Below are 13,521 nucleotides of genomic sequence, written 5' to 3'. Positions count from 1 at the left end.
ACACTCAGGCCGTCTGAAAACCGATTTCCCAATTCTTTAATCCTCAAATTAGGAGATTCAACATGGGCTTCAAGCCAATTCCTGCTGCGGTCGCACTTGTGCTGACGCTGCTTATCTGGTTCGTTATCCCCGTTCCTCAAGGCGTATCGCCTGACGCATGGCATCTTTTGGCATTGTTCGTCGGCATCATCGCCGGCATCATCGGCAAAGCCATGCCCATCGGCGCAATGGCGATTTTGGGCATTACCTTGGTTGCACTGACCGGCGTGACCAACGAAAAAGCCGCCGATGCAACCAAAGACGCTTTGAGCAGCCTCAACAACTCGCTCATCTGGATGATCGGTATCGCCATCATCATCTCGCGCGGCCTGTTGAAAACCGGCTTGGGTATGCGTATCGGCTACCTCTTGATTTCCCTCTTCGGCAAACGTACGCTGGGCGTTGGTTACAGCCTGGCGCTGGCCGACTTGGTCATCGGTCCGGTAACGCCGAGTAATACTGCGCGCGGCGGTGCCATCGTGCATCCGATTATAAAATCTATTGCCTTAAGCTTCGACTCCGACCCAGAAAAAGGGACGGAAGGCAAAATCGGTAAATACCTTTCACTGGTCAATTTCCACTCCAATGTGATTACCTGTCTGATTTTTATCACCGCCACCGCACCTAATCCGCTGGTGGTCGAATTGGTTGCCAAAGCCACCAATTCGCAAATCCAACTCTCTTGGGGTACTTGGTTCTTGGCAATGGTCGTACCCGGCCTGATTGCTATGCTGCTGATGCCGCTGGTGCTGTATTTCCTGTATCCGCCTGAAATCAAACAAACTCCCAACGCCACTGCATTGGCAAAAGAGCATTTGGCTGCCATGGGGCCGATGAAGCGTGAAGAAAAAATCATGCTGGGTATTTTCTTGGTTCTGCTGCTGTTGTGGGCGGGTATTCCTGAAATGCTGTTCGGCGTGAAAGTGGACGCTACCGCCACCACCTTCCTCGGCTTGAGCCTGTGCCTGTTGACCGGCGTACTGACTTGGGACGACGCGCTGAAAGAAAAAAGCGCTTGGGATACCATCGTCTGGTTTGCGGCCTTGGTGATGATGGCAAACTTCCTCAACAAACTGGGCCTCATCAGCTGGTTGTCCGACTCCATGCAAAGTGGTATCGCCCACATGGGCTTGGGTTGGGAAGCCGGTTGCGCCCTGTTGATGCTGGCCTACCTCTACGCCCACTACGTTTTCGCCAGCGGTACGGCACACGTTACCGCCATGTTTGGCGCATTCTACGGCGCAGGCTTGGCATTGGGTGCACCACCGATGCTGTTTGCCCTGGTTATGGCAGCCGCTACCGGCATCATGATGTCGTTGACCCACTATGCCACCGGTTCTGCACCTGTCATTTACGGCTCCAACTATGTGACCATGACCGAATGGTGGAAAGCCGGCTTCATCATGAGCGTGGTCGAAATTCTGATTTTCAGCACTGTCGGCATCTTGTGGTGGAAAGCCTTGGGCTATTGGTAATTCTTTAGCCGATTGAAAAATCAGGCCGCCTGAAACTCCAATTTCAGACGGCCTTTTGTTACAATTTCATTTTTACCGAACACACTCGATTACCGTGAAAATACTTATTCTCGGCAGCGGCCAAGTCGGCTCGACTGTCGCCCAAAACCTTGCCTCCGTTCCCAGCAACGACGTTACCATCATCGACATCGACGAAAAAGCACTCAACCGTATCAGCAGCCGCCTCGATGTCCAAACCATCGTCGGCAACGGCGCATCGCCCTTTACCCTCGAACAGGCAGGCGCGGCGGACTCCGACCTCCTGCTTGCCCTGACCCGCAGTGACGAAACCAACATCGTTGCCTCCAAAATCGCCGCCGACCTATTCAACATCCCCGGCCGTATTGCACGCGTACGCTCAAGCGAATACCTCGAATATCCGGTTGCCGGCAGCGACAAACCCGAAGAAGGCAGCCTCAACATCTTCGGCATTACCGAAACCATCAGCCCCGAACAACTGGTTACCGAACAACTCGTCGGCCTGCTCAACTACACCAGCTCATTGCAGGTACTCAGTTTCGCCAACGATAAAGTGCGCATGGTGATTGTTCAAGCCCGCAAAGGCGGTTTGCTGATCGGCCGTGAAATTGCCGACATCAACCAACACCTGCTCGAAGGCGCGGACTGCCAAATCTGCGCCATCTACCGCAACAACCGCCTGATCGTCCCAACGCCGCAAACCGTCATCATTGAAGGCGATGAAGTCCTGTTTGCTGCCGACATCAACAGCGTTGAAGCCATCATGCGCGAATTGCGTCCGAAAGAAGCGCGTACCCGCCGCATCATGATTGCCGGCGGCGGCAACATCGGCTACCGCCTCGCCAAACAGCTCGAATCCAAATACGACATCAAAATCATCGAATACAAACCCCAGCGCGCCGAATGGCTGGCCGAAAATCTGGACAACACCCTCGTCCTGCAAGGTTCCGCCACCGACGAAACCCTGTTAGATGAAGAATACATCGACGAAATCGACGTCTTCTGCGCGCTGACCAACGACGACGAAAACAACATCATGTCCAGCCTGTTGGCAAAAAACCTTGGTGCCAAACGCGTAATCACGATCGTCAACCGTTCAAGCTACGTTGATTTACTCGAGGGTAACAAAATCGATATCGTTGTTTCCCCTCATCTGATCACCATCGGCTCCATCCTCGCCCACATTCGCCGCGGCGACGTCGTTGCCGTCCATCCTTTGCGCCGCGGTACAGCCGAAGCCATCGAAGTGGTGGTACACGGCGACAAAAACACTTCCGCCATCGTCGGCCGCCGCATCAGCGGCATCAAATGGCCAAGCGACTGCTACATCGCCGCCATCGTCCGCGGCGCAACCGGCGAGGTCATCATGGGACACCACACCGAAACCATCCTCCAAGACGGCGACCACATTATCTTCTTCGTCTCACGCCGCCGCGTCCTGCCGGAGCTGGAAAAACTCATTCAAGTCAAAATGGGCTTTTTTGGTTAAACCCGAAATCCGTTTGCTTGAAGCGATAAAAAGGCCGTCTGAAAACCTTTTCAGACGGCCTTTATTTATTGTTTTATTTATGCTTTGGCAACGCTGTTTTTACGGCCAAACCAAACAAAACCAATCGCACCCAATACAATCATCGGCACGCTCAACCATTGACCCATAGACAAACCCAAAGTCAGCAGGCCAAGATAGTCGTCAGGCTGACGGGCAAATTCTGCAATAAAGCGGAACAAACCGTAACCGCCCAAGAACAATGCTGCCGTTTGTCCGGCCGGACGTGGTTTTTTCGAGAAAATCCAAACGATGACAAACAGGCAAATACCTTCAAGGGCAAACTGGTAAAGCTGAGACGGATGGCGCGGCAGCATACCGTATTGTTGCAGCCATTCGGCCCACAAAGGATTGTGCGCCGCAGCTTCCGCATCTTCGTAACGCGCTTGTGGGAAACCCATCGCCCAGAAAGCATTGAGTTCGGTAACTCGTCCCCAAAGTTCGCCGTTGATAAAGTTGCCGATACGGCCGGAAGCCAAGCCCAGCGGTACGAGCGGCGCAACGGTATCCATCAATTTCAAGATACTGATGTTGTGCTTGCGGCCAAACAGCCACATGGCAACGACCACGCCCAAGAAGCCACCGTGAAACGACATGCCGCCTTCCCAAACTTTGAAAATATCCAACGGGTTGGCAAGATAATCGGAAAATTTATAAAACAAAACGTAGCCGATACGGCCGCCCAAGATGACGCCCAAGATACCCCAAGTCAGGAAATCGTCGAGTGTTTCTTTGGTAAACACAGAATTGCCCTGCGCGATACGGCGACGGCCTAAAATCGTAAACAGGATAAAGCCGACGATATAGCTCAAGGCATACCAGCGGATGGCAAGCGGGCCGATGCTGATCAGCACCGGATCAAACTGGGGATGTATTATCATGATGTGTGTTCCTTATCTCAAAGGCCGTCTGAAAGCCTGAACTTTCAGACGGCCTATATGCGGTGTCGGATGGTTTAACGCAAATCGCCAACCACATTCAAAATTGCAGACAACATTGCCTCGCCCAAGCGCAGCGAGCGTTGGCCGTTCCAACCGAAATCGTCGTCCGGTAGGTTGGCATTGTCTTTAAACGGCATTTCCAAAGTATAGGCAAGGCAGTTGAAATGATTGCCGACCCAGTTGGTCGCCAAAGTCATATTTGCCTGACCTGGCGCATCTTTGTCATAGCCGTAATCGTCTTGGAAATCTGGGCTGGCATTGAGCAACGCAAGTTTGAATTGGTCTTCCAAGGCTTCGATGCGCTCGTTGTAGTTCGGCACGCCTTCGGTACCGGCCACAAAGACAAACGGCAGACCTTCATCGCCGTGAATATCCAAGAACAAATCCACGCCGGTTTCCATCATTTTTTCACGGACGGTAAAGACTTCGGGGCTTCGCTCCAAAGTCGGGGTTTCCCATTCGCGGTTGAGGTTGGCGCCGGCGGCATTGGTGCGCAAATTGCCCAAAACCGAACCGTCCGGATTCATATTCGGCACAATGTAAAAAGTCGCATGGTCAAGCAGCATGCGCGCGGTCGGATCTTGCGGATCAAGCAGGCGGCCCAGCAAACCTTCGACAAACCATTCCGCCATGGTTTCGCCCGGATGCTGACGGGCAATAATCCAAACTTTCATGTCGCTTTCGACTTGATTGCCGATGGTCAGAAGATTGATGTCACGGCCTTGAACAGTGCTGCCCAAATCGTCGATACGGCACAAACCGCTGCCCTGCGCATCGCCCAAAAGGTTCAAATGCTGCTCGTTGGAATAAGGCTCGAAATAGGCGTAGTAAACGCTGTTGGACAGGGGCGTATGGTTGATGGTCAACACGCCGTTTTCATAGCTGGTCGGCACGCGGAACCAATTTTGGCGGTCATAAGAAGCGCAAGCCTGATAGTCCTCCCAGCCCAAAGGATACGCAGCGTCCGCCGCATTTTCAAAATGCATCACGCAGTTTTGATAGGCCGCACCCTGCAAACGGAAGTAAAACCATTGGGCAAACTCCGAAGCATTGTCGGGACGCAGGGCGAGACGGATATCGGCAGGGTTGCTCAAGTCTTTGACAACGACCGAACCGGCATCGAATTGAGTGCTGATTTTCATCATGGGTATCCTTAGTAATCGGCGAAGAGGCCGAAGCAAACCGTCATTTTACCGTTTGCATGAGGCTGGTTTCAACCATTTAACTGATTTAACAGGATTTCAAGCGCCTGGAAATATTGTTTCAGACGGCCTTTGGGATTAAGATAAAGGCCGAAATCATGAAACAAGGTTGAAACCATGACCCAGCAACAATCTGTCTCCCCTGCCATCAAGGCTCACGTCCTTGCCGAATCTTTACCTTATATCCGCCGTTTTTCCGGCTCCATCATCGTCATCAAATACGGCGGCAACGCCATGACCGAACCTGCCTTAAAAGAGGGTTTCGCACGCGATGTTGTCCTGCTCAAACTGATCGGCCTGCATCCCGTCATCGTTCACGGCGGCGGCCCGCAAATTAATGAAATGCTGGAAAAAGTCGGCAAAAAAGGAGAATTTGTTCAAGGCATGCGCGTAACCGACAGCGAAACCATGGACATCGTAGAAATGGTTTTGGGTGGACATGTCAATAAAGAAATCGTTTCCATGATTACCACCTTCGGTGGCCGCGCCGTCGGCATTACCGGCCGGGACAACCACTTCATCAAAGCGGAAAAACTCCTGATCGATACGCCCGAACAAAAAGGCGTGGACATCGGCCAAGTCGGCACAGTGGCGGACATCGATACCCGTTTGGTGGAAGGCTTGGTCGAACGCGGCTGCATCCCTGTCATCGCACCCATCGGCGTAGGACAAAACGGCGAAGCGTTCAATATCAATGCCGACTTGGTTGCCGGCAAACTGGCGGAAAAACTTCAAGCCGAAAAACTGCTGATGATGACCAATATCCCCGGCGTACTGGATAAAGAAGGCAAATTATTGACCACCCTGACGCCAAGCCGCATTGACGAACTGATTGAAGACGGCACGCTGTACGGCGGTATGCTGCCTAAAATTGCCTCCGCCGTCGAAGCCGCCAAAAGCGGCGTCAAAGCCACGCACATCATAGACGGCCGCGTTCCCAACGCCCTGCTCTTGGAAGTACTGACCGATGACGGCGTAGGCTCAATGATTTTGGGCGAAGGCTAATCCGTTGTTTCAGACGGCCTTATGCCTGATTTAATCAGCTTTTCACCCTAAAAAGGGTAAAAAATGTTACACTACACGGCTTATGTTTGTTTGAGCGATATTGACGTGAAACAAACTTACAGTCGGTTTCATACCGACGCCGATGCCATGCCCGGCAAAGACGGTATAATGGCTGCATTCATCAGACTTTGGCAATCATCCTTAAGGCCATCTGAAACGTAACAAAGCTACTTTTCTTTTACCATCCTATTTGGAGATATTCATGAGCGCAATCGTTGATATTTTTGCACGCGAAATCTTAGACTCTCGCGGCAACCCTACTGTAGAGTGTGACGTATTGTTGGAATCCGGCGTCATGGGCCGTGCAGCCGTACCAAGTGGCGCATCAACCGGTCAAAAAGAAGCTTTGGAACTGCGTGACGGCGACAAATCCCGTTACTTGGGCAAAGGCGTATTGAAAGCCGTTGACCACGTTAACAACCAAATCGCGCAAGCCCTCATCGGCATCGATGCCAGCGAACAATCTTATATCGACCAAATCATGATCGAATTGGACGGTACTGAAAACAAAGGCAACTTGGGTGCCAACGCTACTTTGGCCGTTTCTATGGCCGTAGCACGCGCGGCCGCTGAAGATGCAGGCCTGCCACTGTACCGTTACTTGGGCGGCGCAGGCCCAATGGCTCTGCCGGTTCCGATGATGAACGTTATCAACGGCGGCGAACACGCCAACAACAGCCTGAACATCCAAGAATTCATGATCATGCCTGTCGGCGCAAAATCTTTCCGCGAAGCCCTGCGTTGCGGTGCCGAAATTTTCCACGCGCTGAAAAAACTGTGCGATAGCAAAGGCTTCCCGACTACCGTCGGCGACGAAGGCGGTTTCGCACCTAACCTGAACAGCCACAAAGAAGCCCTGCAATTGATGGTGGAAGCCACAGAAGCCGCCGGCTACAAAGCTGGCGAAGACGTATTGTTCGCCCTGGACTGCGCATCCAGCGAGTTCTACAAAGACGGCAAATACCACTTGGAAGCCGAAGGCCGCTCTTACACCAGCGCAGAATTTGCCGAATACTTGGAAGGCCTGGTTAACGAATTCCCAATCATTTCCATTGAAGACGGTATGGACGAAAACGACTGGGAAGGCTGGAAACTGTTGACCGAAAAATTGGGCGGCCGAGTTCAATTGGTCGGCGACGACTTGTTCGTAACCAATCCAAAAATCTTGGCCGAAGGCATCGAAAAAGGCGTGGCAAACGCATTGCTGGTTAAAGTAAACCAAATCGGTACATTGAGCGAAACCCTGCAAGCCGTCGACTTGGCCAAACGCAACCGCTACGCCAGCGTAATGAGCCACCGTTCCGGTGAAACCGAAGACAGCACCATTGCCGACTTGGCAGTTGCTACCAACTGTATGCAAATCAAAACTGGCTCCCTGTCCCGCTCCGACCGCATGGCGAAATACAACCAATTGTTGCGCATTGAAGAAGAATTGGCCGAATCCGCTTACTACCCTGGCAAAGCCGCATTTTACCAACTGGGCAAATAAGCAGAATATAGGATATTGATTGTATGAAGTGGGTAACTTTTGTTTTAACCTTCGCACTTTTGTGCTGTCAGTACAGCCTTTGGTTTGGTAAAGGCAGCGTCGGACATACGGAAGAATTGCAGGAGCAGCTCGTCCGTCAGGAGGAAAAAAACCAAACGCTCACTTTACGCAACAATTTCCTCAATGCGGAAGTTGAAGACTTAGCACACGGACAAGAGGCCATTGCCGAAATTGCCCGTGTCGAATTGGGCTATGTCCAAGACGGCGAAGTGTATTACCGAATCATCGACCGCCGCTAAACCCTGCAAAACAAAGGTCGTCTGAAAACATATTTTTCAGACGGCCTTTTTTATCGCAATCGCTATATAATCACATATCCCAAAATCAAATCACACCCATCATGTATGACGTAAACACCCACGATGTCCGCCGATTCTTTGCCCACGTCTGGCAACACAGGCTCGCGCCGATCCAATTAGACGGCCTGCAACAAAAAGCTTTGCGCATCATCGAAGCCCATCCCGAATACGGACACTATCTCGAAGACATCGAACAATATTTAGATAAAGAATGGCTGCCTGAAGACGGTGAAAGCAACCCATTCCTGCATATGTCGCTACACCTTTCCCTGCAAGAGCAAAGCGCCATCGACCAGCCCCCGGGCATCCGTGCCATCCACCAACAACTTTGCGCCCGTTACAACGGCGACTGGGTCAAAGCCGAACACGATATGATGGAAGCCTTGGCAGAAACCATCTGGGAAGCACAACGCTACGGACGGGGCCTTGACGTCAATGCCTACATGACCCGCTTGCGGAAATTGGTCGGCTTAGGCCAAGAAGAAAAAGCCCGCCTCAATCCCCATGAAGTCGGCTTGATGGATACAAAGTAACTTCTTTTCAGACGGCCTCAACCCAGACAAATCCTTACGCTTGTCAAAGCCAACGTTTCCATCTTGCATGCTAAATTATTTTTTTAAAATCCGCATTACAAGGAAAACCAAAATGCTCCGCCCAGCCCTTACCGCCCTACTGCTAGCTGCCTCTCTACCCGTAGCAGCAGAAAGCCTCAACTACAACATCGTTGAATTTTCCGAATCCGCCAACATGGAAGTGTCGCGGGATACCATGACCGCACATTTCAGCATCAACGCAGAAGGCAAAGACCGTCAAGCCGTCAACCAAGTCTTCATGAAAAAATTTAACCAGTTCAACAAAATCTCCCAAAACAGCAAATTTAAAGCCGAGCTGATGGAGCGCAACGCATCCCCGCGCTATCAATACACCAACGGCAAACGCACCCAAACCGGCTGGGAAGAACACGCCTACTTCAAAGTAGAAAGCAAAGACTTTGAAGCACTCAACCGCCTGATTGCCGACAGCATCAATATCGCCGTTTTGGAAAGTTCCTCATTTTCCGTATCCAAAGAAAAACGCGAAGAAACCGTCGACCAACTGAGCAAAGCCGTCATCCTGCGCTTCAAAGACCGCGCCCAAAACCTCACCCAAACGCTCGGCTTCTCCAGCTACAAAATCGTTAAACTCAACTTGGGCCACATCGGCAACCGCCAAGTCGGCGGCGACTTTGCACACGCCAAAATGCTGCGCGCAATCCCTGCTGCAGAAGTGGCTGCAGGAATAGAAGATGGCGTACCAGCCTCTCCGGGTTCAGAAGAAATCAGCCTGACCGTCAACGGCTCGGTGCAAATGTAGGATTTTCTTTTAAATCATTTTAAAGGCCATCTGAAAGTATATTTTTCAGACGGCCTTTTGTAGCTTCACTTGCTTTATTCACGCATAATCAGTCAATCTTAATATATTCCACCGACAAAATCTCTATAATCTCACGTCCTTCCGGTGTATCCAAGACAACTCCATCACCTGCGCGTGCTTTAATCAGGCTGCGCGCCAAAGGGGAAATCCATGAGATTTTGTTTTTAGCGGTATCGATTTCATCTACGCCGACGATTTTGACGGTTTGTTCACGACCGTCTCCGCGCAATAAGCCAACGGTGGCACTGAAAAAAATCTGATCCGTGGCTTCACGCGCTTCAGGGTCGACGACGACGGCAGCTTCCAAGCGTTTAGTTAGGAAGCGGATACGGCGGTCGATTTCGCGCATACGGCGTTTGCCGTAAAGATAGTCGCCATTTTCGCTGCGGTCTCCATTGCTTGCCGCCCAGTTAACGATTTGGACGATTTCCGGGCGTTCTTTGTTGACCAGGTGATAAAGTTCGTCTTTCAATGCCTGCCAGCCGGTAGGCGTGATGTAATTTTTAGTTTCGGTACTCATGATGTGTCTAAAACATAATTAAAGGCCGTCTGAACATTAATTTTCAGACGGCCTTTATTGTAAGTCAATTTACTTTATTCTTCATCATCATCGCTATCGCTGATACTGATGCTGTGTTCCATTTTACTTGGATAAACTTTCAAGCCGCCACAACCTGATTTTTCGGTAGAGAGACGGTTTAGATACGCTTCGTCTATATCGCCGGTTTGATAGACACCATTAAAGCATGAAGAATCAAAGGATTCGATTTTTGGATTGAGTGCTTTGACTACTGCTTCCAAGTCTTCTAAGTTTTGGAAGACGATACCGTCTGCGCCAATCTCGGCTGCGATTTCTGCTGCGCTGCGGCCGTTTGCAATCAGTTCGTCACGGGTCGGCATATCGATACCGTACACATTCGGATAGCGCACTTCGGGAGCAGCGGAAGCAATGTAGACTTTGCGCGCACCTGCCGCGCGTACCATTTCAACGATTTCACGGCTGGTCGTACCGCGCACAATGGAATCATCCACCAACAAAACGCTTTTGCCGTTAAACTCGGTTTCCATCGGGCTGAGTTTTTGGCGCACTGATTTTTTGCGTGTTGCTTGGCCGGGCATAATAAAGGTGCGGCCGATGTAGCGGTTTTTAATCAGACCTTCACGGTAAGGTTTTTCGAGATGAACGGCAAGCTCCATCGCGCTGGGTCGGCTGGTATCAGGAATCGGCATCACGACATCGATATCATCGACAGGCAGCTCGCGTTTGATTTTTTCTGCCAAAGATACGCCCATATCCATACGGGACTGATAAACGGAAACACCATCGATGACGGAGTCTGGGCGGGCAAAATAAACATATTCAAAAAGACAAGGGCTTAATTTGGCTTTATCGCTGCATTGACGGGAAATAATCGTGCCGTCAAAACCAATAAATACGGCTTCGCCCGGCTGGATATCGCGTTCCAAATCATAGGCAAGTGCATTAAAGGCAACGGATTCGGAGGCAACAGCATAAGATTTTTTGCCGGATTCGTCAATTTGCGAACCCAAAACCAATGGACGGATACCGAAAGGATCCCGGAAAGCCAGCATGCCGTATCCTGCAATCATGGCTACTACGCCGTATGCGCCGCGCACCAAGCGGTGTACTTCGGAAACGGCGTTGAAAATATTGTCGATGGTAAGTTGATAAGGGGCTGTATTTTTAGAGACTTCGCGGCGTAATTCGTGTGCGAATACATTGAGTAGGACTTCAGAATCGGAGCTGGTATTAACGTGGCGCAGGTGTTTGTTGCATACGTTTTCATACAGCTCTTCAGTATTGGTCAGATTACCGTTGTGCGCCAAAACAATGCCAAATGGTGAGCTGACATAAAACGGCTGGGCCTCTGCGCTACTGCCCGCATTGCCTGCAGTCGGATAGCGGACATGCGCGATGCCGGCATTACCGACCAAGTCGCGCATATTGCGGGTGCGGAACACTTCGCGCACCATGCCTTTGCCCTTGTGCATATGAAATATATTGCCTTCGGCAGTAACAATACCTGCTGCGTCCTGACCACGGTGTTGCAACATCTGCAAACCATCATACAACATCTGATTGACCGGCTCATGACTAACCAAACCTAATACACCACACATATCGTGCTTCTCCGAGTTTGAAGATTAAATGGGTAAGCCGTCATTATAAAATAATTTAGATGAGTTTGCTCAGATTGTTGACAATATGATGTCAAATTTACACAAATAAAAACGGATTCAGACGACCCATAGGCCGTCTGAATCCGTCAAACTCAATCATCCAATTCTTCTACTTCAGCTGCTTTACCCGAAAGATGCGGCATTGCGGTATCTTTCCCTGGCAGATAAGGCATCGCAACATCGGCAAGTGATTCAAAATATGGAATTGTGTGTGAACTTTGCCACTCTTCCGTTTTCGGCAAATCAGTGTGTGAAAAAACCATCACTGCCAGTGTCACCAAAATCACACCTTTCACTGCACCGAATACGCCGCCAAGCAAACGGTTGATGCTTCCTAAACCAACGGCAGACATCAAACTGCTCAACAGTGATCGTGCCAGTTTTTGCAACAGCCATGCCAGAAAAAACACAGCGACAAAACCCATCGCAACCGCCAAGGAATGCGGCTCAACCGATTTAAAGACCACATCGGCAAACGGCACGGCTAGCGTTCTGGCTGCAATAAACGATACCACCCAGGCCACCATCGCCCCTGCTTCGGCAATAATACCCCGTGTCAACGAGATAATGATGCAGATGACGATGACAGCGGCAGCCAACAAATCGGCAACAGGCAAATTACTCACTGGTCACCTGACCGGCAATGCCATGTACACGCAATTTGTTCAAATCGCGCTCTGCATCGCGTGCATTTTTATAACTGGCTGATTTCACGCGATACACCTTACCTTTATCGGTCATCACTTCAGTAATGGTCGAGTCGATACCTGCGGCTTTCATTTTACGTTGCAGGCTTTGCGCACGTTCTTTTTCAGCATAACCAGCCTGAATGGCAGCTTTTTTCGCAGGCTTGGCTTCTGCTGTTTCTTTTTCAGCTTTAGGCTTGGCTTTTTCAGACGGCTTCTCGGCAGTTTTTACCTTATCGGCTTTTTCTGCTTTGGCCGTTTCTGGTTTAGCTTTTTCATTTTTTGGTTTTTCAACTTTGGCTTCTGCTTTCTTGGCAGGTTCGGCCTTGTCTTTTACGCTGTCTTTGCTGTTTTTGGCAGATTTACGCTCGGCAATGGCTTTCTCTGCTTTTTCCAATTGTGCCAATTTATTGCGTTCGGCAGCGGCTTCACGCTCTGCTTTTTCAGCACGCGCTTGAAGTGCGCGTTTTTTAGCTGCCAATGCGTTTTCTTTCTCGGCAGCTTCCTGTTGGGCTTGTGTTTTACGGGCAGCAGCAGCACGTTGCTCAGCCTGACGTTGGCGGCGTTCTTCGGCTCGGCGCTCCGCAGCTTCGCGTTTGGCGGCCTCAGCTCGTTGAATACGCTCAGACTCTTCCAAACCTTTAATATTGCCGTCATCCAAAGTATCATTAATCAAAACCAACGGCTCGCCGACATCTTCGGGAGCAGACTCACGGTTTGGCTTCAATACTTCAACCGGCGCATTGTCTTCTTCGTCGCCGGCATTTTGAGGTTTGCTTTGCGCTTCGGCATCCGCATGGCGGGCTGCTTCTTCAGCCATCGCAACATCCTCTTTATTCGGCTCTAAAACAACGGCATTGCTCGGCTCATCAGCCGTTTTGACTTGGCTCTGACCGACAGGTGCTTCTTTAAACGGTGAATTTTTATCGTCGCCGGAAGTCAGTGCCAGACCGAACAGCATACCCGATGCCACCACCAAGCCGGAGGCTAAGACCAAGCGACGGCGGTTGCGACGTTTGAGTTGTTCGTAACCGTCTAAATCGTATCCGTTTGGAGTTTCTTTTTGTTTATTGTCGGACATGATAA

Annotated in this window: 13 protein-coding genes; 7 read left to right on the top strand and 6 right to left on the bottom strand. The window is 50.7% G+C overall.

Translation table 11 applies throughout. The features are described from left to right. Positions 1 to 62: 62 nt before the first annotated feature. Together CYJ98_RS02230 and trkA are read left to right on the top strand one after the other, a co-directional pair. Positions 63 to 1,514 (top strand): DASS family sodium-coupled anion symporter, encoded by a 1,452-nt coding sequence (locus CYJ98_RS02230; protein WP_101755112.1) that lies wholly within the window; start codon positions 63 to 65, stop codon positions 1,512 to 1,514. 94 nt (positions 1,515 to 1,608) lie between these two features. Continuing rightward, positions 1,609 to 3,021 carry a Trk system potassium transporter TrkA gene (gene trkA / locus CYJ98_RS02225; protein ID WP_101755111.1) on the top strand — a complete coding sequence of 471 codons (1,413 nt, stop codon included), beginning with the start codon at positions 1,609 to 1,611 and terminating at the stop codon, positions 3,019 to 3,021. Between the two features lie 77 nt (positions 3,022 to 3,098). Here the strand turns inward: trkA and lgt are convergent, their stop codons facing one another. Both lgt and CYJ98_RS02215 read right to left on the bottom strand, forming a co-directional pair. Beyond that, on the bottom strand, positions 3,099 to 3,959 hold the full coding sequence (gene lgt, locus CYJ98_RS02220) for a prolipoprotein diacylglyceryl transferase (protein ID WP_101755110.1): 861 nt from the start codon (positions 3,957 to 3,959) through the stop codon (positions 3,099 to 3,101). 74 nt (positions 3,960 to 4,033) lie between these two features. Then, positions 4,034 to 5,164, bottom strand: coding sequence for a M14 family metallopeptidase (locus CYJ98_RS02215; RefSeq protein WP_101755109.1), 1,131 nt, complete (start codon positions 5,162 to 5,164; stop codon positions 4,034 to 4,036). Positions 5,165 to 5,338: 174 nt separating this feature from the next. Between CYJ98_RS02215 and argB the strand changes: the two genes are divergently transcribed. From argB to CYJ98_RS02190, 5 genes are all read left to right on the top strand, one after another. Beyond that, positions 5,339 to 6,226, top strand: coding sequence for an acetylglutamate kinase (gene argB / locus CYJ98_RS02210; protein WP_101755108.1), 888 nt, complete (start codon positions 5,339 to 5,341; stop codon positions 6,224 to 6,226). A gap of 262 nt (positions 6,227 to 6,488) precedes the next feature. After that, positions 6,489 to 7,775, top strand: a complete 1,287-nt coding sequence (eno, locus tag CYJ98_RS02205) for a phosphopyruvate hydratase (protein WP_101755107.1) — start codon at positions 6,489 to 6,491, stop codon at positions 7,773 to 7,775. A gap of 23 nt (positions 7,776 to 7,798) precedes the next feature. Continuing rightward, positions 7,799 to 8,074 carry a cell division protein FtsB gene (gene ftsB / locus CYJ98_RS02200; protein WP_003679613.1) on the top strand — a complete coding sequence of 92 codons (276 nt, stop codon included), beginning with the start codon at positions 7,799 to 7,801 and terminating at the stop codon, positions 8,072 to 8,074. Between the two features lie 101 nt (positions 8,075 to 8,175). Continuing rightward, complete coding sequence (locus tag CYJ98_RS02195) at positions 8,176 to 8,667, top strand: DUF1841 family protein (RefSeq protein ID WP_101755106.1); 492 nt, start codon at positions 8,176 to 8,178, stop codon at positions 8,665 to 8,667. A gap of 112 nt (positions 8,668 to 8,779) precedes the next feature. Beyond that, positions 8,780 to 9,487 carry an SIMPL domain-containing protein gene (locus tag CYJ98_RS02190; protein ID WP_101755105.1) on the top strand — a complete coding sequence of 236 codons (708 nt, stop codon included), beginning with the start codon at positions 8,780 to 8,782 and terminating at the stop codon, positions 9,485 to 9,487. 88 nt (positions 9,488 to 9,575) lie between these two features. Here CYJ98_RS02190 and greB read toward each other — a convergent pair whose 3' ends face one another. The 4 genes from greB to ftsN all read right to left on the bottom strand — a co-directional run bounded on the left by greB (position 9,576) and on the right by ftsN (position 13,516). Continuing rightward, positions 9,576 to 10,067, bottom strand: coding sequence for a transcription elongation factor GreB (gene greB / locus CYJ98_RS02185; RefSeq protein WP_101755104.1), 492 nt, complete (start codon positions 10,065 to 10,067; stop codon positions 9,576 to 9,578). 74 nt (positions 10,068 to 10,141) lie between these two features. Continuing rightward, positions 10,142 to 11,689, bottom strand: a complete 1,548-nt coding sequence (gene purF / locus CYJ98_RS02180; RefSeq protein ID WP_101755103.1) for an amidophosphoribosyltransferase — start codon at positions 11,687 to 11,689, stop codon at positions 10,142 to 10,144. 152 nt (positions 11,690 to 11,841) lie between these two features. Next, positions 11,842 to 12,375 (bottom strand): CvpA family protein, encoded by a 534-nt coding sequence (locus tag CYJ98_RS02175; protein WP_101755102.1) that lies wholly within the window; start codon positions 12,373 to 12,375, stop codon positions 11,842 to 11,844. Next, positions 12,368 to 13,516, bottom strand: coding sequence for a cell division protein FtsN (gene ftsN / locus CYJ98_RS02170; protein WP_101755101.1), 1,149 nt, complete (start codon positions 13,514 to 13,516; stop codon positions 12,368 to 12,370). The genes CYJ98_RS02175 and ftsN overlap by 8 nt, the downstream gene beginning before the upstream one ends. Positions 13,517 to 13,521: the final 5 nt, after the last annotated feature.

Origin of the sequence: Neisseria perflava (assembly GCF_002863305.2) — a bacterium.
GTDB classification, from domain to species: domain Bacteria; phylum Pseudomonadota; class Gammaproteobacteria; order Burkholderiales; family Neisseriaceae; genus Neisseria; species Neisseria perflava_A.
Note: the sequence above shows the minus strand (reverse complement) of the source record. Positions and strands in the feature narration are given on the sequence as shown.